Genomic DNA, 21853 nt, shown 5'->3' on the forward strand with positions numbered 1-21853 from the left:
CTGGCGTTACTCCCACTCGATGGTGCCGGGGGGCTTCGACGTGATGTCGAGCGCCACTCGGTTCACGCCGGGCACCTCGTTGATGATCCGGCTGCTGAGCCGCTCGAGCACGTCGTAGGGCAGCCGGGCCCAGTCGGCGGTCATGGCGTCGTCGGACGTAACCGCCCGGATCACGATGGGGTAGGCGTAGGTGCGTTCGTCGCCCATCACGCCGACGGTGCGCACCGCGGGCAGCACGGCGAAGCTCTGCCACAGCTCCCGGTACAGCCCGGCCCGCTTGATCTCCTCGGTCACGATGGCGTCGGCCGCCTGCAGGATGGCCACCCGCTCGGGGGTGACCGTGCCCACGATGCGTACGGCCAAGCCGGGGCCGGGGAACGGCTGGCGCCACACGATCTCCTCGGGCAGGCCCAGCTCCTCGCCCACCGTGCGCACCTCGTCCTTGAACAGGTTGCGCAGGGGCTCGACGAGCTCGAAGTCCATGTCGTCGGGCAGGCCGCCCACGTTGTGGTGCGACTTGATCTTGGCCGCGTCCTTGGTGCCCGACTCGATGATGTCGGGGTACAGGGTGCCCTGCACCAGGAAGCGGGCGTCGGAGTGGTCGCGGGCCACTTCCTCGAACACCCGGATGAACGTCTCGCCGATGATCTTGCGCTTGCGTTCCGGGTCCTGGATGTCGTCGAGCGCTTCGAGGAAGCGGTCGGCCGCCTTCACGTGCACGAGGTCGACGTGAAACTGGCGGCGGAAGGTCTCCTCCACCTGCTCCGACTCCCCCGCCCGCATGAGGCCGGTGTCGACGTAGACGCACGTGAGCTGGTCGCCGATGGCCTTGTGCACGATGGCTGCGGCGACGGCCGAGTCGACCCCGCCCGACAGCCCGCAGATGACCTTCTCGTCGCCCACCTGGGCGCGGATGGCGGCCACCGACTGCTCGATGACCGAGGTCATCGTCCACGTCGGCCGGCAGCCCGCCACGTCGTAGAGGAAGTGCTTGAGCACCTCTTGGCCTCGCGCCGTGTGGCCCACCTCAGGGTGGAACTGCACGCCGTAGATGCGCCGGACGGGGTCCTCCAGCGCGGCGACCGGAGCCTCGGGGGTGGAGGCGGTGACCCGGAAGCCCTCGGGGGCGGCGACGATCGAGTCGAAGTGGCTCATCCACACGTCCTGCTCCAGCGGCAGGTCGTTGAACAAGCGCGACTCGGCGCCGAGCACCGACAACGGCGTGCGGCCGTACTCGCCGCGACCGGTGCGGGCCACCTCGCCGCCCAACTGCTGGGCCAGCAACTGGGCGCCGTAACAGATGCCCAACACCGCGGCCCCGCCGTCGTAGACCGCAGGGTCGATGGTGGGCGCGCCCTCCACGTGGACCGACTTGGGGCCACCGCTGAAGATGATGGCCTTGGGGTCCTTGGCCAGCATCTCCGCCACGGGCATGTCGTGGGGGACGATCTCGCTGTAGACGTGGGCCTCGCGCACCCGCCGGGCGATGAGCTGTGCGTACTGCGCGCCGAAGTCGACGACGAGGACGGTGTCGAACGGGGCTTGGTCGGCGGGGCTCAATGCCCCATGCCGACCATCTGCGACCGCTGGAGCGCCTTGCCCTCGGTCTGCAGCGCGGGGGCGATCATGACCTCCGCCTTCTGGAACTCCTTGACCGTCTCGTAGCCGCACGTGGCCATCGACGTCTTGAGGGCGCCGAAGAGGTTGAGGCGGCCGTCGTTCTCATGGGCCGGCCCGATGATGATCTCCTTGAGGGAGCCCCGGATCTCGGTGCGCACCCGGGCGCCGCGAGGCAGCGTGGGGTGGAAGGTGGCCATGCCCCAGTGGTAGCCGCGGCCGGGCGCCTCGTGGGCCGAGGTCAGCGGCGAGCCGATCATCACGGCGTCGGCGCCGCAGGCGATGGCCTTGGCGATGTCGCCGCCGCGGCTCATGCCGCCGTCGGCGATGACCTGCACGTACACGCCGGTCTCGTCGAGGTGGCGCATGCGGGCGCCCGCGGCATCGGCGATGGCGGTGGCCTGGGGCACGCCCACGCCGAGCACGCCGCGGGTGGTGCAGGCGTTGCCGGGGCCGACCCCCACCAGCACGCCGACGGCGCCGGTGCGCATGAGGTGGAGGGCCGCCTGGTACGAGGCGCAGCCGCCCACGATCACCGGGATCTCGAACTCACGGATGAACTTCTTGAGGTTGAGCGGCTCGACGGTCTTGCTCACGTGCTCGGCGGACACGACCGTGCCCTGGATCACGAACAGGTCGAGCTCGGCCTCCAGGATGGCCTTGGCGAACAGCTCCACCCGCTGCGGGGTAAGCGAGGCGCACGAGGTGACGCCTGCGTCCTTGACCTCGCGGATGCGCTGGGTCACCAGCTCGGGCTTGATGGGCTCCGCGTAGATCTGCTGCATGCGGGCCGTGGCCTTGTCGTTGTCGAGTTGGCTGATCTCCTCGAACAGCGGCTCGGGGTCCTCGTAGCGGGTCCACAGGCCTTCGAGGTTCAGCACCCCGACGCCCCCCAGGCGCCCGATCTCGATGGCGGTGGACGGGCTGACCACGCCGTCCATGGCCGCGGCCATCAACGGCAGGTCGAACTTGAAGGCGTCGATCTCCCAGGAGACGTCGACGTCTTCGGGGTCCCTCGTCCTCCGACTGGGGACGATGGCGATGTCGTCGAACCCGTACGCCTGTCGCCCCGACTTGCCGATGCCGATCTCGACTTCAGCCACTCGTTTGTTCCCTCTCCGTGCCGCCCGAAAAGACAAGTCTACTGCGGGCCGCGCGGATGCCAGACGGACCGTCGGTTCAGTACAGGGCCACTGTGACGTGCGCCGCCGCCCGCGCCGTCTGCGTGCCGCTCGTCGCACACGCCACCGGGTCCGGCAGCCACTCGCCGTTGCCTGTGGCGTGCCCTGTCTCACCCGTGCTGGGCTTGTCGACCGACCACGCGAAACGCCACACCGGCCCTGTCACCACAAAGGTGACCTCGATCGGGTGCGGCTGGCCGAACGAGTCGACGTAGACGCCGTAACCGATGCCCCAGCCTGCGAAGCAGTGCCCCGTGTACAGGCCCTCGTACTGCACTGTGCAGTTGCCTACGGCCGTCGGCGGCTTGGACCCGGAGGCATGGACGACCACCTCCGCGCACATGCCCTGGTACACGAACGGCGTTGTCGGCAAGACCGGCGGTCCGACGGCGTTGATCGGCCACTGAAAGTGGTGGAGGCCGGACAGGACAATTGTGCCCCCCGACACGGCCTCGGCAGGCGGGACCGCCATGCCCAGCGACGCCACGACGATCACCAACAGCAACCGCAAACGCATACCCATGCCGCACCCCCAGCTCAGGACCCCTGCGATGATAAGCCGACGATCGCCGCGGTGCTCGGGAACGGTTGCTTACACCGAGGGCGGGCCGTCGGGGAAGACGAAGAACGCCACCTGCGTGCCGTAGGCCAACAGGCGGCCGTCGGGGCTCCACAGCTCCATGTCGAGCGAGGCGTAGCCGTCGCCCGCCCAACGGCAGTGGTTGCGGGTGAGCACCCAGTCGCTGGTGGTGTCGGCGAAGACGTGCACGGTGAGGTCGGCCGAAGGCGGCAGCCACACCGGCGTGTCGGACCCCACCCGCTGGGCGACGGCGCCCGGCATGGTGTCGGCCAAGGTCACGAGGGCGAGGGGGTCGAGGTTGCCGTCGTCGAGGAACGGGGGCTCGTCGAAGCGGTACCAGTAGACCCGTTCGGAGCTGTCGGACGGCGGAAAGTCGGTGTTGCGGGCGTGGCCCACGGCCAGGCGCCCGTCGACGTGGTCCCAGAAGTTGAAGTGGTACGGCCCGTCCGGGGCATCGCGGAAGCGCATGCACTCGTCGGGCGGGGGCGCGTCGGGCGCCACGAGGTCGGTGAACTCGAAGCCCGGCCGGTGCGCGCCGAACACGGCAAGGGCTGTGAGGCCGGCGTCGGAGCCCGGGTTGCGCAACGTGGCCGAGAGCTGAGAGATCGACCGCCCCCGGCGCACCACCGTCACCTCGACGTCGACGGGGCCGGGCTGCACCGCGCCGGCGAAGACCGAGGTGATGCTGCGCAGTCGTTGGTCGGGGTCGGCCAACTCGTCGGCCATGGCCTTGGCGGCGATCGCCGTGACGAGCCCGCCGTGGGGCACGATCGGGCAGTTCCACATGGCGTCGACCTCGACGCGGCCCCCGTCGAAGGCGAGCTGGCGGGCGAACGCTGAATCCCCCATGGCCGGAGCATCGCACGAGGCACGATCATCCGCATGCCGAATATCGAGCCCCTGACCGTGGGTTCGAGCCGTCCCACCAGGCTAAGCCCACCAGCCGCATCGTCATGCGTCGATCGGTGGGCGCCCCTGGCTGAGCCGGCGAGCGGCCGCTTCCACCATTTGCCCACTGCGGCGCCAGCCGACCGCCTTCAGTGTGTATGTGCCGTAGGCATCGAGCCGCGTGGCGTCGATCAACCAGGGCCGGCGCAGTGCGATGCGCACCACCACGCCGGAGACGACGAGCAGCACGAGCAACGTCAGCTCGATGAGGGCGATGAGCACCGGCATGACGAAGATGAAGAACAAGCCGATGAAGGCGACGACGAAGATCCCGACGAAGAGGTCGTCGAGGCCCGCGTCGAGGCACCCCTCGGCGCCTCCGTCGAGGTGAAGGGCCTCCTCGGCCCGGCCCGACCGCCATCGAAACCGCCACGGCAGCCAGCGGCGGCCGACGCGCCACCGTGCCCCGTCGGGCGCCCGCACCGTCTTGGCCATCGGCTAGGCCCTCTTCACGCCGGGCAGGTCGATGTCGAGGTCGCGTTGGCCCAATTGCAGGCGCCGGGCGATCACGTCGACCACCTCGCCGCTGCGTCGCCATCCCACCACCTTCCACGCCACCCGGCCGGGGTGGCCGACCCGGCTCGCCTGCACGATCCACGGCCGCCGGAAGACGAACCGGGCGGCCACGCCGAGCACCACGGCGACGACCAGCAACGCAGCCTCCACTGCGGCGACGACCACCGGCAGGATCACGACGAAGAAGAGCACGGTCGCCAGCAGAGCGAGGAACCCGCCCGCCAGGCACCCGATCACGTCGTCGGCCATGGCGACGGGGCTGTCCATCAACCACGGCCAGTCGGCCAGATCGAGCGAGCGGCGCCGGAACTGCCATGGCAGCCATCGGCGGCCCACCCGCCAGCGGGTGCCGTCCGGCGCCGTCACCACCTTGGCCAAGGCCATCAGCCCGACGTTGCGAAGGAAACGCGCCGGAAAACGGCGCGGTTCCTACGCAACTTCTCGGAGGGGCGGCGCGGGCCGGTACCGTCGCTCGTCATGCGCGGCCTCGGCACCGTCGTCAACATGGCCGCCATTGTGGCGGGCACGTTCGTCGGCCTTGTCGCGGGCCGCCGCGTGCCCGAGCGCATGCGCACAACCGTGCTGCACGGTCTCGGCCTGTCCATCCTCGCTGTCGGCATGCAGAACGCGCTGGCCACGGAGAACATCGTGTTCCCCATCGTGTCCCTGGCCGTCGGTGCACTGGCGGGCGAGGCACTGCGCATCGAGGACCGGTTGGAGCGTGTGGGCGATGCCATCCGCCGACGCCTCAAGCGCGACGAAGAGTCGACGTTCGTGGAGGGCTTCGTCTCTGCCAGCCTGGTGTTCTGCGTCGGGCCGCTCGCCATCCTCGGCGCCATCTCCGACGGGCTGGGGCGGGGCTCGCAGGAGCTCGTCGTCAAGAGCGCGCTCGACGGGTTCGTGTCGATCGTGTTCGCCTCGACACTGGGCATCGGCGTGGCCTTCAGCGCCATCAGTGTCGGCATCCTGCAAGGCACGGTCACCGTGCTGGCCGGGCTGGCCGATGCCGTGCTCACCGAACGCATGGTCACGGAGATGACGGCGACGGGCGGCATCGTCATCCTCGGCATCGGCGTGCGCCTGTTGGAACTGCGCAAGGTGCGGGTGGGCTCGTTCCTCCCCGCCTTGCTCATCGCCCCGCTGGCCGTGGCCCTGTTCGCCCGGTGAGCGCCACCAACTCCAGCAACTCGTAGAGGATGCGGGCCGTGGCGCCCCACACGATGTCGTGGGGCAGCGTGAAGAAGTGCATGGGCCGCTCGCCCATCCCGGGCATCTCCCACAGCTCTTCGCCGTAGACACTTTCGTCGAGCAGTTCGACCAAGGCGATGTCGAAGGCGTGCTCGACCTCGGCCGGGTTGGGGCGCAGCACCGGGCGACCTTCCAGCACGCCGACGAACGGCGTGATGTGGGCGCCTTTCGACAAGGTGGCCAACGGCGTGAGCTGGCCCAGGATCTCCACGTCGGCGGGGTCGAGCCCGACCTCCTCACTGGCCTCTCGCAAGGCGGCGGCCAACGGGCCTTCGTCCTCGTCGAGGCGGCCGCCGGGAAACGAGACCTGATGCGTGTGCGAGCGCAACGCGGGCGACCGCCTGGTGAGGACGACGCGGGTCTCGCCGTCCTCTTCGAACAGCGGGATGAGCACGGCGGCCGACGCCGCCCGATACGGCAACTGCTCCGTCGGTTCCGACGGACCGACTGTGCGCAACGCGGCGCGCACCCGCTCCACGCCGAACCCGCAACGTTCAACCGGCGCCAGCGCCGCCCACGGCGGCGGGCCGCCAGGGCGCGCGCCTTGGGGCCGCGGGATCTGCTGCGGCGGCCCCGACGCGCCGGCGCTCAGGCGCCCTCGATCTCGCGCCGCGCCTCGATCGTCGCTTCGAGCATCTCCCGCAGCCCGCCGAGCTTCAGGTTGCTGATGACGCGGCCGGGCGGGGTCTCGCCCTTCTCCCACTCCATCCAGTAGGCGAGGAGCTTCTCGGGATCGGGCGGTGGCCGGTCGTCGAACGTCGACATGCGGCGGACTCTAGACAAGGGGGCCGCCAATGACGATTGCCGAGCGGTCCGAGCGGCGGGTCCACCTACCCCTCGCCGTCAGCCCACGAGGGGTAGGTGGAGCCCCGGATCGGCGCCTGCGTCGAGCGGGGTGGGGCCGTCCTGCTGGTAGCGCCACCACGCCGCCGCCCCGATCATGGCGGCGTTGTCGGTGCACATGGCCCGGGTGGGCAGGAAGCCCCGCAAGCCGTCGGCGATGCAGGCGTCGAGCAGGCGCTCGCGCAACAACGAGTTGGCGGCCACGCCGCCGCCCAGGCAGATGCCGCCGGCGCCGATCTCCTTGGCCGCCCGGCGGGCCTTGGTGACGAGCACGTCGACCACGGCTTCTTGGAAGGAGGCGGCCACGTCGGCGGCCGAGACGTCAGGGTGCTTGCGCACGTAGGTGATGACCGACGTCTTCACCCCACTGAAGGAGAAGTCGTAGCCCTCGTCCTTCATGGCCCGGGGGAAGGCGATGGCGTGCGGGTCGCCCTCCATGGCCAGGCGGTCGATTGCCGGCCCGCCCGGGTAACCGAGGCCGAGGAAGCGGGCCACCTTGTCGTAGGCCTCGCCCGCGGCGTCGTCGATGGTGGACCCGAGGAGGCGGTACTGCCCTGGACCCTCCATGGCGATGAGCATGGTGTGGGCGCCCGACACGAGCAGGACGACCAGCGGCGGCTCCAGGTCGGGCTCTTCGAGGAACGACGCGTAGAGGTGGCCTTCCAGGTGGTTGACGCCGATGAAGGGGACGCCCCACACCAAGGCCAACGCCTTGGCCGCGCTGACGCCGACCAGCAGCGAGCCGATGAGGCCGGGGCCGACGGTGGCGGCCACGGCATGGAGGCCGTAGCCGTCGAGGCCCGCTTCCACGAGGGCTTCGGCCACCACCGGTGTGATGAGGTCGACGTGTGCCCGCGACGCCAGTTCAGGCACCACACCGCCGAAGCGGGCGTGCAGGTCGACCTGCGAGCTCACCACCGACGACAGCACGTCGCGCCCGTCGGCCACCACGGCGGCGGCCGTCTCGTCGCACGACGTCTCGATGGCCAGGATGCGGAACGGCGTCGGCAGGGTGGGGTCAAGCGGCCTCATGGGGTCTCCCGGGTATCGGTCACTTCAATTCCTCGATGACGGTGGTGCCAGGGACGGCGGCTTCCAGCGCGGCGAGGCGGTCGGCGTAGTCGGGCGAGTCGATGTCCTCCGCCCACATGACGAGGGCGTCCTCGTTGGTCTCGACGTAGTAGCCCTTGCGCACGCCCGCCGGGTGGAAGCCGAAGGCGCGGTACAGGGCTTGGGCCGGTGCGTTGGTGACCCGCACCTCGAGCGTCAGGTGCTTGGCGCTGCGGCCGACGGCGACGCGGGCGGCGTTGAGCAACAGGCGGGTGCCGATGCCGCGGCGGTGCCAGGCGGGGTCGACGGCGATGGTGGTGATGTGGGCGTCGTCGCCCGCCAGCATCACGCCGCAATAGCCGACGACGATGCCGCCCACGCGGGCGACGTAGTACGCCCGGGTGGAGCGCAGCGCCAGTTCGCTGACGAACAAGCTGAGCGACCACGGCCGCGGGTACACCTGTCCTTCGATGCGCAACACCGAGCGCAGGTGGCGCCGCCGCATGGGCACCAGTTGCACCTGCAGGTCGCCGTCGGGCACGGGCTCCGGCGGGCCCGGCTCGGGGATGCGCACTGCCACCTCAGCCGCTCCAGTTGATCTCGGCGTCGGACTTGCGCAGGTACAGCAGCTCCAACTCCCAGGGCTGCACGAACTCCTCGCGGATGGCGCGGGGGTGCGCCAGTTCCACCAGGGCGGCCGCCGACGGGTAGGCGAAACCGAGGTCGCCCACCTCCACGCCGCCCACCGTCTCCAGCGCGTCGCGGTAGCGAATGCCGCCGTCGCCCACCACCAAGCAGTCCTCGCCTCGGGCCATCAGTTCCGACGCCAGCTCCCGCGGTGTGCACACGCGGTACTGCGACAGCCGCTGCACCCCGCCGGGGACCTGGCGGTACAAGGCGGTGAACACCTCGCCCTTGCGGGCGTCGACCACGGCCGCGATGAGACGGCCGGTGTGGCGGACGGGAAAGGCCAGCAGGTCGAGGCTCGACAGGCCGATCATCGGCACCCGCAGTGCCTGCGCCATGGCCTTGCCGGTGGCCACCCCGACGCGCATGCCGGTGAACAAGCCGGGGCCGACGTCGACGGCCACCGCGCTGATCTCCTTCATCTCGATGCGGGCCTGCTTGCACACGAACTCGATGGCGGGCGCCAGCGTCTCGGCGTGGCGGCGGCCCCGGGTGGCATGGAACGAAGCCAGCACGCCTTCGTAGCCGCCTAAGGCGCAGCCGACCTGGTTGGTCGCCGTCTCGATGCCCAGGATGATCACGACACGCTCCAACGCGACAACGCCGTCTGCAGCGCCCGCTGGCGCGGCGCCCACGACGGGCCGACCACCCGATAGGCAAAGGTGCGCTCGTCGTCGCCCTCGCCGTAGTCGATGCGCACTTCGAGGAAGTCGGGGGGCAATGCGGGGGCTGCCATGTCGCCCCACTCGATCAGGGCCACGCCGCCTTCGTCCAACAACTCCGCCAGGCCGAGGTCGACCACCTCTTGCAGGTGGTCGAGGCGGTACACGTCGACGTGCACCATCGTCATGCGCCCCGGGTATGTGCGCACCAGTGTGAAGGTGGGGCTGACGATCGGCTCGTCGACGCCGAGGGCGCGGCCGAACCCTTGGGCGAAGGCGGTCTTGCCTGCCCCGAGGTCGCCCGCCAGCAACAGCACGTCGCCCGGCTTGGCCAGTGTCGCCACCTGCGAAGCCATCTCCCGGGTGTCGTCGGCCGACTTGGTCATCGTCACCAACCCGCTCACAGGTGCTCCTTGGCTCGCACGAGGTCGGCCCGCATGGCCGCCGCCACCTCGCCGGTGCCGCCGCTGCGCAGGGCCGCCGAGGGGTGGTAGGTCGGCACCAGCACAGCGTCGCCGTAGCGGTAGGTGCGGCCCCGCAGCTTGCTGATGCCTTCAGTCGTGTCGAGCAGCAGGCGGGTGGCGAAGTTGCCCAGCGTCACCACCACCTTGGGCTTGATGGTCGCCAGCTGCTGCTCCAGGTACGGCCTGCACGAGGCGATCTCCTGCGGCTCAGGGTCACGATTGCCCGGCGGGCGACACTTCACCACGTTGGCGATGTAGACCCCCCGGTCGCGGCTGATGCCCATCTCCTCCTGCATGACCTTGTCGAGGAACTGGCCGGAGCGGCCCACGAACGGCTCGCCCTTGAGGTCCTCGTCGCGGCCCGGCCCCTCGCCGACGAACATCAGGTCGGCCTCGGGGTCACCGACGCCGAACACGACGTTGGTGCGGCCCGCGGCCAACGGGCACCGGGTGCAACCGCTCGCTTCGCGCTCCAGTTCCAGGAGGGTGAGCACCGCCGCATCGTACCGCCGGGCAGGCCGTCAGCCCGCCGCCAGCGCCCGCCACAGAGCCCGGTAGCTGGGGTACTCCAGGTCGGGCACGATCCAGCCCGCGGCCACCAGCTCCTGGTGCAGCTTCGGCAGGAAGCGGAAGGGGATGCCCGAGTCGACGTGGTGGGCCAGGTGCCAGCCGGTGTTGTACGGCACCATCCAGAACCGGGCCGGCCTGCTCTGGCGCACGTGGTGGGTGGTCAGGCGCCGGTCGCCCGAGCGGGTCATGCCGCCGTGCTCGGCGATGGCCCGAAGCCGGTTGAGCACCTTCCACACCGTCATCCACGGCGCCAGCCACAACAGGAGGTACAGCTCGGGCCGCCCGAATGCGGTGAACACGCCGAGGATCGCCACCTGCACGGCGAGGATCTGAGCAGCGAGCTTGCGGCTGCTGGGCCGCAGCAGCGCTCGGCCCAGCGCCTTGAGGTTCTTGGTGCCCGAGACGAACAAGGCGTCGCGGGTGAGCTTGCGCCGGAACGAGTCGAAGGGAATGGGGTAGTTCGCGTAGAGCTGGCGGTCGGGTTCTTCCGGCCCCATCTCGTCTTTGTGATGGGCCATGTGGGCGCGGCGGTACAGGTCGAAGGCCGTGAACGAGGGGTACGACAGGAGCCAGCGCCCGACCCGGTCGTTGACCGCCTTCCTGGTGAACAGCAGCCGGTGGGCGGCCTCGTGCCCGAGGATGTTGAACAGGCAGTGGGCTCGGCCCATGAGCAAGAAGGCGGCCACGTACGCCCACCACGTGCCGACCGCCACGGCCGCGGCGATCACGCCGAACGACTGCATGTACACGCCCACCGCCGTGACGGCGTTGCGACCGTTGGGGATGCGCCGCAGTTCTTCGCGGATGGGCGGCACCGGCCGGCCCGTCGCCGTCAGGCGTTCGGTAGGCAGCACGTCGGGGAGCAACTGGGACGGCGGCAGCATGGTGGTCGCCACGCCCGCTATCTTACGATAATTCTACAGACGCAGCAATTTCGTAATAGGCCGTTCACCGCCCGTTCCGTCATCGGCAGCACCCTGCTGGGCGCTCACCCGCCTGTGTTGCCGGTTGGCGTGCTCGTGCGCTCCGGGGAGCTGTTCGGCATCCCCGAGGGGACCATCCGGGTGGCGCTCTCGCGAATGGTCGCCAAGCAAGAGCTGGTGCAGGAGCCTGACGGCCGCTACGCCCTGACGGGCCGGCTGCTGCTGCGGCAGGAACGGCAGGAGGCGGGGCGCCGCCCGCAGCTGGTGCCATGGCTCGGCCAGTGGACGACGGCGTTGGTGGTGACCACCCGCCGCTCGGCCAGTGAGCGCAGCGCCTTGCGGGGCCACATGCGGCGCATGCGCATGAGCGAGCTCCGCGAAGGCGTGTGGGTGCGCCCCGACAACCTGCGCATCGCCCGCATGACACAGTCCCCGGTCGACGACTGCCTGTGGGCCACGATGCGCCCCGATACCGACCCCGCCGAGTTGTCGGCCGGGTTGTGGGACCTCGACGAGTGGGCGAGCACTGCGAACGCCCTGCGCAAAGAACTGGCCCGGTGGCGTCGCCGGGCCCGTCGCACTGCAGCGGTGGAGACGCTGGCCCCTGGGTTCGTGCTGTCGGCTGCTGTCCTCCGCCATTTCAACGCCGACCCCCTGCTGCCGCCCGAGCTCCTGCCCTCCACGTGGCCCGGCGCACGCCTGCGGGAGGAGTACGAAGCCTTCGATGTCGAGTTTCTGGGGCTGTGGCGGTCGTTCATGGGTAGGGAGGGCGCGTGGGATCACTGAACGAGACCAATCCCTCGCTGTGGGTGGAGACCACCCGCGACGAGTCCATGCAGTTCCCCCGCCTGGCCGGGACGGTCGACGTAGACGTCGCCGTCATCGGTGCGGGCATCGCCGGGCTGCTGACGGCGACCGTGCTCAAGGAGGCCGGTGCGAGCGTCGCCGTGGTGGAGGCGGGGCGCATCTGTTCGGGCGTGACGGCCTACACCACGGCCAAGGTCACCTCCCAGCACGGGCTCGTCTACGCAGGGCTGGCGTCGAACCGCAGCGAGGACGTGGCCCGCGCCTACGGCGAGGCCAACCAAGCCGGGCTGGCGCTCATCGCCCGCCTGGTGGCCGAGCGCGACATCGCCTGCGACTTCAGCCGCCGGGCGGCCTACACCTACACCACCGACCCCGAGCAACTGTCGTCGGTGCAGGAGGAAGCGGAGGTGGCGACCCGGTTGGGGCTGCCTGCCACCTTCACCACCGAGACCGAACTGCCCTACCCGGTGCTGGGCGCCGTGCGCTTCGACAACCAGGCCCAGTTCCACCCCCGGCGCTTCTGCCTGGCGCTGGCCCAGGGCCTGGGCGAGCACGTCTACGAGTTGAGCCGAGTGCGCGACGTCGATGCCGAGAGCGACGAGTCGTCGGTACTCACCGAGGGCGGCACCGTGCGGGCACGGCACGTGGTGGTGGCCACGCACCTGCCGTTCCTCGACCGGGGCATGTTCTTCGCCAAGTGCCACCCCACCCGCTCCTACGCCATGACGATCGAGGTCGACGGCGAGGGGCCGACCGGCATGTACCTGAGCGCCGATTCACCCACCCGTTCATTGCGGGGGGCGGAGAGCGACCGCTACCTGATCGTGGGCGGGGAAAGCCACAAAGTGGGCCAGTCCGACGACACCCGGGCGCACTACCGGGCGCTCGAGGACTGGACGGCCGAGCACTTCCCCGGGCGGCCGATCGTGCACCGGTGGTCGGCACACGACCACGTCCCCGTCGACGGCACCCCGTTCGTGGGGCCGCTGCTGCCGGGCTCCAACGTCCTGGTGGCCACCGGGTTCAAGAAGTGGGGCATGACGAACGGCGCCGCTGCTGCGCTGCTGCTCACCGACCACATCGCCGGGCGCGAGAACCCGTGGGCCGACGCCTTCGACGCCACTCGACAGGGATCAGCCATCACGTCGAGCGAGCTGTGGAAGGAGAACGCCAACTCGGGCAAGCGCATGGTGGCCGACCGGCTGGCCGCACTACGGGCCGAGGACGCCGAGACACTGGCGCCGGGCGAGGGCGGCATCGTCGACCTCGACGGCGAACGGGTGGCCGCTTTCCGCGACGATGCGGGCGAACTGCACGCGGTGTCGTCGGTGTGCAAGCACCTGGGCTGCATCGTGTCGTTCAACACAGCCGAGCGCACGTGGGACTGCCCGTGCCACGGCTCCCGCTACGGGATCGACGGCCGGATCATCGAAGGGCCGTCGGTGGCCGACCTCGACCCCGTCACACCGCAGAACGGATAGCGCGCTCCACGGCGCGGGATGCCAGCAGGCGCACCGTCTCCAACGGGGCGTCGACCTCGCCCGTCGCCGCCGCCACCAGCGCGTCGCCGTCGCTGACGGCATGCGCAGGCTCCAACGCCCGGGCGAACCCGTCGTGGCCGGACTGGGCCACCAACAGGCACTGGGTCTTGTCGAGGCGGGCGTTGGTGGCGACCACGCCGATGGTGGTGTTGCCGAACGGCACCGCAGGCTGCGGCGGCGGGGCCACCGGCTCGCCGGTGCGCACGTCGCCCCAGGCGTTGACGGCGATCACCGCCGACACCCGCAGGTCGCCGTCCGACTCCTCGGCGGCGCCCAGCCCGCCCGGCTTGGGCTCGCCGCCCCGCCACTTGCCCACGGTGGCGCCGGTGCCCGCACCCACCCGTCCCACGTCGAACGACTCGGCCGCCGACTCGCACGCCGCGTAACCCGCGGCAGCGTCGGGCCGCACTGTCGGGTCGCCCACCATGAGGTCGAACAGCACGGCGCCCACCACGATCGGCACCGGCCCGGCGGGCGTGGGGAACCCGATGCCCCGCTCCTCGCACCACCGCACCACGCCGTCGCAGGCGGCCAGCCCGAAGGCGGAGCCGCCCGACAGCACCACGGCGTCGACCCGCGACACCAGCCGCTCGGGCGCCAACAACGCCCACTCGCGGGTGCCCGGCGCGCCGCCCCGCACCTCGCCGGAGGCGACCGTGCCCGCCGGGAGCAGCACCACCGTGCAGCCGGTCCGGGCCACCGGGTCGGTCCAGTGCCCGACCCGTACGCCAGAGATCACCCCACGTACCGCCGAGGGACCCGCGGGCCGATGCCGCACACGATCTCGTAGGAGATGGTGTCGAGCCGGCCGGCCCAGTCCTCCGCGGTGATTACCTCGTCGCCTTGGCGGCCGAGCAGCACGACCTCGTCGCCCACGGCCACCTCGGCGTCGGGTCCGCAGTCGACCATGAGCATGTCCATGGTGATGGTCCCGGCGATCGGGCACCGGCGCCCGCCGACCAGCACCTCGCCGCCGACCGCCGACAAGCGCCGGGGCACGCCGTCGGCGTAACCGAGCGGCACCACGGCGATGCGGGTGCGCTCGGGGCACACGTAACGGAGCCCGTACGACACGCCCTCGCCCGCCTCGACGTCGCGCACGAACGCCACTTCGGCGCTCAGCGACATGGCGGGGCGCACGTCGATCGAGGCGTAGCCGTATACGGCGATGCCGCAGCGCACCATGTCGTAACGCGCCGCCTCGAAAGCGACGGCGCCTGCCGAGTTCGCCGTGTGCAGCACGTCGGGCACGATGCCGTCGGCGGCCAGCGCATCGCGCACGGTCTCGAACCGTTCCAACTGCGCCTTGGTGTCGGCCTCGCGGTCGGGGTCGTCGGCCACCGCGAAGTGCGTCATCAGGCCTTCGAGGTGCAGGTGCCGCGACCCGTCGATGCGGCGGGCCAACGCCGGGGCATCGTCGACCGACGCCCCCGCCCGGTGCATGCCCGTGTCGACCTTGAGGTGGACGGCCACGCTCTCTCGCCCGTGCATGACGGCGGCGGTCTCCACCGCCTCGATTCCGGCCGGCGAATAGACGGCCATCGTCAGGTGCCGCGCCACCGCTTCGTCGACCGCCGTCAGCGGAGGCTCCGACAACAACAGGATCGGCGCCTCGATCCCCGCCTTGCGCAACTCGACCCCCTCGTCGACGTGCGCCACGGCCAGCCACTGCGCGCCTGCTTTGAGGATCGCCTCGGCCACCGGCACGGCGCCGTGCCCGTAGGCATCGGCCTTCACCGACGCACACACCGCCGCAGGCGCCACCAGTTCCACCAGGCACGCCACGTTGTGGCGGACGGCGGACAGGTCGACGGTCGCCCACGCCGGGCGGGTGCGGGCCTCAACCACCCGACAACCACTCCCCCACCAGTTCGGGCAGGTCGCCCGCCACCATGCCCGGCCTCGACGCCGCGCCGTGGGCGTGGGCGGCGAACGCCGCCGCCTCCAGGGCAGGCAATCCCTGAGCCAGGAAGGCGCCGATCATCCCGGCCAGCACGTCGCCCGTGCCCGCCGTGGCCAGCTGCGGCCCACCGGTGACCGACACGAGCACCCGCCCGTCCGGCGCCGCCACCACCGTGGTCGGCCCCTTGAGCAGCACGACAGCGCCCGTAGCCACCGCCAACGCTCGCGCTTCGCCGATGCGGTCGGCGCCCACCTGGTCGCCCGCCAGCCGAGCGAACTCGCCGTCGTGCGGGGTCAGCACGGTGGGCGCCCGCCGCCCCGACAGCACCTCGGCGGCGCCCCCGGCCAGTGCGTTCAAGCCGTCGGCATCGACCACCATCGGCTTGTCGACGGCGGCCACGAACTGCCGCACCTCGTCGCCCGCCTCGCGCCCCAGCCCCGGCCCGACCACCACGGCCCGACAGCGCTCCACATCCAACGCCGAGGCCCAACCGGTCGCAGGCCGAGGGACGACCACGGCCTCGTTGCCCGGCGGCACGTCGTCGGGCGCCGCCAATTGCACGTAGCCGGAGCCCGCCCGCATGGCGCCTCGGGCCACCAGCAACGGCGCGCCCATCATGCCGGGCGACCCGGCCACCACCAGCACGGCGGTGTCCCACTTGTGCGTCGAGCGCGAGCGAGCGGGCAGCACCACGTCGTCGTCCTCGACCACCGAGATGCGAGCCCCCGACACGTCGAGCCCGATGTCGACCACCTCGACCACGCCGGCCCGGTCGGTGAACAGCAGGCCCGGCTTCAGCGCCGCGAACGTCACCGTCGAATCGGCCCGCACGGCGAACGGCGACGCCTCCCCGGTCAGCCCGTCGACACCGGACGGGATGTCGACGGCCAACACGGGCGCGTCCCCCACCAACGGCGCCTTGTACTCGCCATGAAACCCGGTGCCGTAGGCGGCGTCGACCACCAGGTCGCACGCGGGCACCGACGACACATCGGGGTCGACCACCACGCACCGCACGCCACGAGCCGACAAGCGCCGGGCCGCACACCGGCCGTCGGCGCCGTTGTTGCCCTTGCCCGCGACCACCACCACCCGTCGCCCGTAGGTGCCGCCCAGCCGCCGCACCACGGCCCGGGCCACGGCCGCACCGGCTCGTTCGACGAGCACCTCGGTCGATTCGGGCGCGGCCTCGTCGATGCGCCGCATCTCCTCCGGGGTGACGACGGGGATCACGCGCGCCAGCGGTCGGCCAAGGGCTGGATGGGCTCCAGCAACAGGTCGACCACCGGGATGTCGGCCAGCCGCGACTCTTCGAAGGCGGGCTCGGTCTCGGTCACGGCGTCGACCAGCGCGGTGAACCGGCCCCGGTAGCCCGCCAGCAACTCGCGGGCGGCCTCGGGCGACAGCCGGTCGTGGAACTGCACGTGCAGCAAGGTGAGCCCGGTGGCCTGGTTGTCCTTGGTCTCCGGCACGATCACCACCGTGCGTCCGTCGCTGCGCCCCCGGGTGACGATGACCTCGCGTTCGACCGCCGCCTGGTGCTTGGTGCCTCGCAGCGCCGGGTTCTGCGCCGTGCGCGACGGCAGCCCCCGCGCCGCCCCGCCTTGGTCGACCACGTGCACGGTGGCTTCGTCCTCGATGCGGTAGCGGGTCCAGCCGGTGACCTCGGCCACCGCCGGGTCGAGCGTGGCCAGCACCCGCAGCGCCCGGTACGACAAGCGGTCGCGTGGCGCGCCCGCCGCCAGCGCCTGGGCCACCAGCGGCGTGGCGAACAGCGCCTCTTCCGACCGAGAGATGCCGACGGTCACCGTCTTGGCCTGGTGCTTGATGGCGTCGACGGGGCGGGTGAGTTCCTCCACGCCACGCGTCAAGGCGTCGGCCAGGTCGTCGAACAAGGCCCCCGGCGTGCCCACCTTGCCGTACTCCACCTCGTAGGCGTCGAGCGGCACCATCCCCATGGCGTAGCGCAGCAGGGACGCCACCCGCACCGCCGTGGCCGCTTCCAGGTGCCCGTTGTAGGCGCCCTCCCGGAGCCCGGCGAAGAAGGCCTCGGCCGGTTGCTCGACCAGCGAGGCCAGCCGCGACAGCAAGGCGTCGCCCTCCAGGCCCGACGACACCAACGACTCCACCGCACCACGCGCTTCGCGGAACGGCAACGCCTGCGCGTCGATCGACAGCGCCGCCTCGTAGCCGAACAGGTGGCCGACCATGGCCGACAGCACGAACGCCAACGCGGGGTGGACCTCGGGCACCCACACCGTGTGCACGGCGGCGCTGAACACGTCGGCCCCGTCGGTGGCCACCACCACGGGCGCCGCCTTGTGCGCCCGGTAGATGGCCACTTCCTTGGCCACGTCGTCGGCGTTGGCGCCGACCAGCCCCGCCGCACAGACGAAGATCAGCGGTTCCGACGACAGGTCGATGTGCTTCTTGTCCTCGGTGACGTCGCAGGCGATCGACTTGTAACAGAGCTCGGAGAGCTTGATCCGCACTTCCGAGGCGGCGATGCGGTTGGGGCCGTTGCCCACCACCGCCCAGTAGCGCCGCGACGGCGCGTGGCGGATCGCCGCGACAGCGATGTCGTCGCGCCGGCGCAGCACCTCGTCCATGGCGTCGGGCAGCGCCCGCAACCCGGCCAACAGCTCCGAAGCGCGGGCGTCGGTCACGCCCACTTCCGCGGCCAACGCCTCGGCCAACACAAAGCCGGCCGCCACCTGGGCGTAGAACGCCTTGGTCGACGCCACGCTCATCTCCACGTCGCGCCCGTCGGACGTGTAGAGCACGCCGTCGGACTTCTCCACCAGGTCGCTGTTGCGGCGGTTGACGATGCCGACGACGGCGGCGCCGCGGCCTCGCACCATGTCGACGGTGCGGTTGGTGTCGGTGGTCGTGCCCGACTGGCTGATGGCGACCACGAGCACGTCGCTCATGTCGTCCTCCAAGCGGAACCCCGACAGCTCGGTGGCGGGCAGCGCCTCGACGGGGAACGGCAAGGCCCGCTCGATGGCCACGGCCACGCTCTGGCCCGCCACCGCGGCGGTGCCCTGCCCGATGACCAGCACCCGGCGGATGCCCCCGTCGCGCAACCGTGCGCGCACCGACGGCGGCAGCGTCTCGTCGCCCACCCGCACCGACAACCGGCCCGCTTCGTCGTCGACGATGCGCCCCCGCAAGGTCTTGCGGAACGACTGCGGCGCCTCGGAGATCTCCTTGAGCAGGTAGTGGGTGAACCCGGCCCGGTCGATGTCGCGGGTGGTGATCTCGGCCACCTGCACGTCGTCGTCGTCCACCGGCAGTTCGCCGCCGTCGTACGACCAGCGCTGCACGCCCTCGAGCGACCCGGCCGTCGCCGTCGACAGCACCACCACCTGGCCCCGCGTCGACTCACCGTCCATGCGCACGTACCGCGGGGTCTCCTCCACCAAGCCGTACGGCTCCGACGCCACCACGTAGGCGTCTTCGGCCAAGCCGACGTACAACCCCTGGCCGCTGCCGTTGAGGGCCAGAAGCAGCCGGTCGGGCGCGGCGGCCGCTTGGGCGGCGATGGCCACCGAGCCCTCGAACGACGAAACGGTGGCCCGGAACGCCTCGACCAAGTCGGCACCTTCGTGCAGCCGGCGCGACACCAGGGCGGGGATGACCTTGGCGTCGGTGGTGACCTCGGGCGGCACTTGGAGGCCTTCGGTGGCCTTGAGCTCGGCGTAGTTGTCGACGTCGCCGTTGAGGGCGGCGACCACGTACGGGCCGTCGAGCCCCTCTTCCTCCTGGTTCACCGGGTGGGCGTTGGGCTGGGAGATGATGCCCACCGAGGCCCAGCGGGTGTGGCAGACCACCACAGCCTCGGCGCCGTCGGCCTCCAAGGCCCGGTGCAACAGGCGGTCGCCCTGCACGGCGTCGCGCAGCACCCGGCTGTTGTCGCCCAGTTCGCCGATCTCGGCCGCCGCCTTGTAGACGAAGGCGAGGTTGCCGTCGGGGGTGCGCACGGCCATGGAGGTGAACAGCCGGTCCTCGACCCGACCGTCGAGCAGGGCAGCCACCTCGGGCGACGACAGGTCGAGCCCGTGGTCGCGCACGAGGACGTGGAGCCCGGCCGAGTCGCGCCCCCGCACCTCGAGCCGGTCGAGCGACGACAGCGCCGTCTGGATCGACCAGAAGGCGTCGACCGCCGCCCGCCCCGTGTCGGCGCCCGCCAGTTCGGCGATGGCCGCCGCCGCCCGCAGACGGTCGCGGCGCACGGCCCACACGGCGTCCTTGAGGCGCACGATGGCGGCGTTGCGGGCTTCCAGTTCGCTGTCCGACAACGACGCCGCCCGCTCGTCGAGCCCCCGTTCGGCCTCGGACAAAGCCGCTTCGACGGCCACCGCCCGCTCGTCGACCTGGGCGGCCAGGCCCGGCGTGTCGAGCAACGTGCGCACGCCCGGCGTGCCCCGCAAGGCGGCGTCGACCGCCTCGACCGCTTCAGCCGCCGCCGTCAGCGCTGCGACATCGTCGGCCACGGTGATGTCGAGCCCGGCCAGCACCTCGGCCGCAGTGGCGGGGGTCCGTTGGGAGGGCCGACGGACGACGGCGATGATCCCGCACATGGGACCAGGCTACGCACCGCAGGCGCGAGCCACGGCGTCGGACAGCCGGCGTGCCGCCGCCTCCGCCTGCTCCGCCGTCGGCGCCTCGACCATGACCCGCACCACCGGCTCGGTACCGCTGGGCCGCAGCAGCACCCGCCCGTGATCGCCCAGCTCGGCCTCGACCTCGGCCACCTCGTCCCAGAGCTCGTGCGCCAGCGCCAAGCCGTCGCGATCGGCCACCCGCACGTTGCGCAGGACTTGGGGCAGCCGGGTCATCGCCGCGTCGGCCAACTCGGCCAGGCGGCGGCCCGATCGCAGCACCAGGTCGGCCACCTGCAAGCCGGTGAGGATGCCGTCGCCGGTGGTGGCCAGGTCGCGGAAGATCACGTGGCCCGACTGCTCGCCGCCCAGCGACCAGCCGTTGGCGTCGAGGGCTTCGAGCACGTAGCGGTCGCCCACCTGCGTCTCGTGCACCCGGATGCCGCGCTCGGCCATGGCCAGGCGGAAGCCCAAGTTGGTCATGACGGTGACGACGACGGTGTCGTCCTTGAGCCGTCCCCGTTCCTGCAGGTCGAGGGCGCACAGGGCGATGAGGTGGTCGCCGTCGACCAGGCGGCCCCGGTGGTCGACGGCCAGCACCCGGTCGGCGTCGCCGTCGAAGGCCAGCCCCAGGTCGGCCTCGTGCTCCACCACAGCCGCCTGCAGTGTCTCGGGGTGGGTCGACCCGCAGCCTTCGTTGATGTTGGTGCCGTCGGGGAGGAAGGCGATCGAGCGAACCGTTGCGCCCAGCCGGGAGAACACCTCGGCGGCCACGTCGGACGCCGCCCCGTTGGCGCAGTCGAGCACCACGGACAGGCCCTTGAGCGAGCGGCCCTCCAACACCTCCAGGAGGTGGTCGACGTACTGCTGTGCACCCCGGATCGGCTTGTAGATCTCGCCGACGTTGGCCGTCGTGGAGCGGGCGGCGGCGTCGAGCTCTGCCTCCAGCCGTTCCTCCTGCTCGTCGGTGAGCTTGCGCCCGCCCACGTTGAAGAACTTCACCCCGTTGTCGGTCCACGGGTTGTGCGAAGCCGAGATCATGGCCCCCGCCCACTCGTGGGCGGCCGCCATGTGGGCGACGCCGGGAGTGGGGACCACACCGAGGTCGACGACCTGCTCGATCCCTTCGGCAGTCAGCCCCGCCGACAGGGCGGCCTGGAGCATCTCCGAGGAGCAACGGGTGTCGCGGCCCACTGCGAATGTGTCGCCGCCGAGCACCCGGGCCGCGGCGCGGCCCAGGGCGAGAACCAGTTCAGGCGTCAGCTCGACGTTGGCGACACCGCGTATGCCGTCGGTGCCGAAGCGCAGCACTACCGCTTGGAGTACTGCGGCGCCTTGCGGGCCTTCTTGAGGCCGTACTTCTTGCTTTCCTTCTCCCGAGCGTCGCGGGTGAGGAAGCCCGCCCGCTTCAGCGCCGTGCGCTGCTCGGGGTCGAGCTCGACCAAGGCCCGGGCGATGCCGAGGCGCAGGGCGCCCGCCTGGCCCGACACGCCGCCGCCGTCCATGGTCACGTCGATGTCGTAGACGTCGGCGGTGTTGGTCACCCGCAGCGGCTCGGTGATGAGCATCTGGTGGGTGGCCGACGGGAAGTAGTCGGCGATCGGCCGCTTGTTCACGGTGATCACGCCGGCGCCTGCCCGGATGCGGACACGGGCGACGGCACGCTTGCGACGGCCGGTGGACTGGATGAGCGGCTTGGGCATGTCGTT

At 71.3% G+C, this 21853-nt stretch carries 23 protein-coding genes; 3 read left to right on the top strand and 20 right to left on the bottom strand.

Translation table 11 applies throughout. The annotated features are described in order from the left end of the window. Nucleotides 1-6 precede the first annotated feature (6 nt). The 6 genes from guaA to VM938_00515 form a co-directional block, all read right to left on the bottom strand. Nucleotides 7-1560, bottom strand: a complete 1554-nt coding sequence (guaA, locus tag VM938_00490) for a glutamine-hydrolyzing GMP synthase (GenBank protein ID HVF73494.1) — start codon at nt 1558-1560, stop codon at nt 7-9. Then, on the bottom strand, nt 1557-2720 hold the full coding sequence (locus tag VM938_00495) for a GuaB3 family IMP dehydrogenase-related protein (protein ID HVF73495.1): 1164 nt from the start codon (nt 2718-2720) through the stop codon (nt 1557-1559). Before VM938_00495 ends, guaA begins: the two co-directional genes overlap by 4 nt. Before the next feature lie 76 nt (nt 2721-2796). After that, nucleotides 2797-3321, bottom strand: coding sequence for a hypothetical protein (locus VM938_00500; GenBank protein HVF73496.1), 525 nt, complete (start codon nt 3319-3321; stop codon nt 2797-2799). Nucleotides 3322-3390: 69 nt separating this feature from the next. Then, a complete protein-coding gene (locus VM938_00505; GenBank protein HVF73497.1) occupies nt 3391-4227 on the bottom strand; it encodes a thioesterase family protein in 837 nt (278 codons plus the stop codon). Between the two features lie 102 nt (nt 4228-4329). Continuing rightward, a complete protein-coding gene (locus tag VM938_00510) occupies nt 4330-4761 on the bottom strand; it encodes a hypothetical protein (GenBank protein ID HVF73498.1) in 432 nt (143 codons plus the stop codon). Nucleotides 4762-4764: 3 nt separating this feature from the next. After that, nucleotides 4765-5226 (bottom strand): hypothetical protein, encoded by a 462-nt coding sequence (locus VM938_00515; GenBank protein HVF73499.1) that lies wholly within the window; start codon nt 5224-5226, stop codon nt 4765-4767. A 93-nt stretch (nt 5227-5319) separates the two neighbouring features. Between VM938_00515 and VM938_00520 the strand changes: the two genes are divergently transcribed. Next, nucleotides 5320-6009 (top strand): DUF554 domain-containing protein, encoded by a 690-nt coding sequence (locus VM938_00520; protein ID HVF73500.1) that lies wholly within the window; start codon nt 5320-5322, stop codon nt 6007-6009. Here the strand turns inward: VM938_00520 and VM938_00525 are convergent. From VM938_00525 to VM938_00560, 8 genes are all read right to left on the bottom strand, one after another. Further along, nucleotides 5972-6568, bottom strand: coding sequence for a CoA pyrophosphatase (locus VM938_00525; GenBank protein HVF73501.1), 597 nt, complete (start codon nt 6566-6568; stop codon nt 5972-5974). The two genes, VM938_00520 and VM938_00525, sit on opposite strands and share 38 nt — an antisense overlap. A 110-nt stretch (nt 6569-6678) precedes the next feature. After that, on the bottom strand, nt 6679-6855 hold the full coding sequence (locus VM938_00530) for a hypothetical protein (GenBank protein ID HVF73502.1): 177 nt from the start codon (nt 6853-6855) through the stop codon (nt 6679-6681). Between the two features lie 78 nt (nt 6856-6933). Next, nucleotides 6934-7965: a tRNA (adenosine(37)-N6)-threonylcarbamoyltransferase complex transferase subunit TsaD gene (gene tsaD / locus VM938_00535; GenBank protein ID HVF73503.1), complete on the bottom strand. Its 1032-nt coding sequence runs from the start codon at nt 7963-7965 to the stop codon at nt 6934-6936. 19 nt (nt 7966-7984) lie between these two features. Further along, nucleotides 7985-8563 carry a ribosomal protein S18-alanine N-acetyltransferase gene (gene rimI / locus VM938_00540; protein HVF73504.1) on the bottom strand — a complete coding sequence of 193 codons (579 nt, stop codon included), beginning with the start codon at nt 8561-8563 and terminating at the stop codon, nt 7985-7987. Between the two features lies 1 nt (nt 8564). Further along, nucleotides 8565-9263, bottom strand: coding sequence for a tRNA (adenosine(37)-N6)-threonylcarbamoyltransferase complex dimerization subunit type 1 TsaB (tsaB, locus tag VM938_00545; GenBank protein ID HVF73505.1), 699 nt, complete (start codon nt 9261-9263; stop codon nt 8565-8567). After that, nucleotides 9248-9736 (bottom strand): tRNA (adenosine(37)-N6)-threonylcarbamoyltransferase complex ATPase subunit type 1 TsaE, encoded by a 489-nt coding sequence (tsaE, locus tag VM938_00550; GenBank protein ID HVF73506.1) that lies wholly within the window; start codon nt 9734-9736, stop codon nt 9248-9250. Before tsaE ends, tsaB begins: the two co-directional genes overlap by 16 nt. Beyond that, nucleotides 9733-10290, bottom strand: coding sequence for a uracil-DNA glycosylase (locus VM938_00555; protein ID HVF73507.1), 558 nt, complete (start codon nt 10288-10290; stop codon nt 9733-9735). The genes tsaE and VM938_00555 overlap by 4 nt, the downstream gene beginning before the upstream one ends. 27 nt (nt 10291-10317) lie before the next feature. Then, complete coding sequence (locus tag VM938_00560) at nt 10318-11262, bottom strand: fatty acid desaturase (protein ID HVF73508.1); 945 nt, start codon at nt 11260-11262, stop codon at nt 10318-10320. A gap of 69 nt (nt 11263-11331) precedes the next feature. Here VM938_00560 and VM938_00565 point away from each other — a divergent pair, with 69 nt between their 5' ends. Then, a complete protein-coding gene (locus VM938_00565) occupies nt 11332-12075 on the top strand; it encodes a PaaX family transcriptional regulator C-terminal domain-containing protein (protein HVF73509.1) in 744 nt (247 codons plus the stop codon). Then, nucleotides 12063-13577, top strand: coding sequence for an FAD-dependent oxidoreductase (locus VM938_00570; GenBank protein HVF73510.1), 1515 nt, complete (start codon nt 12063-12065; stop codon nt 13575-13577). Before VM938_00565 ends, VM938_00570 begins: the two co-directional genes overlap by 13 nt. Here the strand turns inward: VM938_00570 and VM938_00575 are convergent. The 6 genes from VM938_00575 to rpsI are packed head-to-tail and all read right to left on the bottom strand — an operon-like array spanning nt 13558 to nt 21847. Then, complete coding sequence (locus tag VM938_00575; GenBank protein HVF73511.1) at nt 13558-14376, bottom strand: P1 family peptidase; 819 nt, start codon at nt 14374-14376, stop codon at nt 13558-13560. The genes VM938_00570 and VM938_00575 overlap by 20 nt on opposite strands. After that, complete coding sequence (alr, locus tag VM938_00580; protein ID HVF73512.1) at nt 14373-15485, bottom strand: alanine racemase; 1113 nt, start codon at nt 15483-15485, stop codon at nt 14373-14375. Before alr ends, VM938_00575 begins: the two co-directional genes overlap by 4 nt. Beyond that, nucleotides 15478-16773 carry an NAD(P)H-hydrate dehydratase gene (locus tag VM938_00585; protein ID HVF73513.1) on the bottom strand — a complete coding sequence of 432 codons (1296 nt, stop codon included), beginning with the start codon at nt 16771-16773 and terminating at the stop codon, nt 15478-15480. The genes alr and VM938_00585 overlap by 8 nt, the downstream gene beginning before the upstream one ends. After that, nucleotides 16770-20123 carry an SIS domain-containing protein gene (locus VM938_00590; protein ID HVF73514.1) on the bottom strand — a complete coding sequence of 1118 codons (3354 nt, stop codon included), beginning with the start codon at nt 20121-20123 and terminating at the stop codon, nt 16770-16772. Before VM938_00590 ends, VM938_00585 begins: the two co-directional genes overlap by 4 nt. 9 nt (nt 20124-20132) lie before the next feature. Further along, a complete protein-coding gene (gene glmM / locus VM938_00595) occupies nt 20133-21455 on the bottom strand; it encodes a phosphoglucosamine mutase (GenBank protein ID HVF73515.1) in 1323 nt (440 codons plus the stop codon). Next, the gene (gene rpsI, locus VM938_00600; GenBank protein ID HVF73516.1) at nt 21455-21847 is read right to left on the bottom strand and encodes a 30S ribosomal protein S9; all 393 of its coding nucleotides are present in this window, start codon (nt 21845-21847) and stop codon (nt 21455-21457) included. Before rpsI ends, glmM begins: the two co-directional genes overlap by 1 nt. Nucleotides 21848-21853 lie beyond the last annotated feature (6 nt).

Source organism: Acidimicrobiales bacterium (assembly GCA_035536915.1).
Classification (GTDB): domain Bacteria; phylum Actinomycetota; class Acidimicrobiia; order Acidimicrobiales; family JAHWLA01; genus JAHWLA01.

Bases quoted from the DNA above. Each gene is read 5' to 3' on its own strand.
- VM938_00500 (HVF73496.1), bottom strand. From the start codon at position 3,321: ATGGGTATGCGTTTGCGGTTGCTGTTGGTGATCGTCGTGGCGTCGCTG.
- VM938_00505 (HVF73497.1), bottom strand. From the start codon at position 4,227: ATGGGGGATTCAGCGTTCGCCCGCCAGCTCGCCTTCGACGGGGGCCGC.
- VM938_00510 (HVF73498.1), bottom strand. From the start codon at position 4,761: ATGGCCAAGACGGTGCGGGCGCCCGACGGGGCACGGTGGCGCGTCGGC.
- VM938_00515 (HVF73499.1), bottom strand. From the start codon at position 5,226: ATGGCCTTGGCCAAGGTGGTGACGGCGCCGGACGGCACCCGCTGGCGG.
- VM938_00520 (HVF73500.1), top strand. From the start codon at position 5,320: ATGCGCGGCCTCGGCACCGTCGTCAACATGGCCGCCATTGTGGCGGGC.
- VM938_00530 (HVF73502.1), bottom strand. From the start codon at position 6,855: ATGTCGACGTTCGACGACCGGCCACCGCCCGATCCCGAGAAGCTCCTC.
- tsaD (HVF73503.1), bottom strand. From the start codon at position 7,965: ATGAGGCCGCTTGACCCCACCCTGCCGACGCCGTTCCGCATCCTGGCC.
- VM938_00590 (HVF73514.1), bottom strand. From the start codon at position 20,123: ATGTGCGGGATCATCGCCGTCGTCCGTCGGCCCTCCCAACGGACCCCC.
- rpsI (HVF73516.1), bottom strand. From the start codon at position 21,847: ATGCCCAAGCCGCTCATCCAGTCCACCGGCCGTCGCAAGCGTGCCGTC.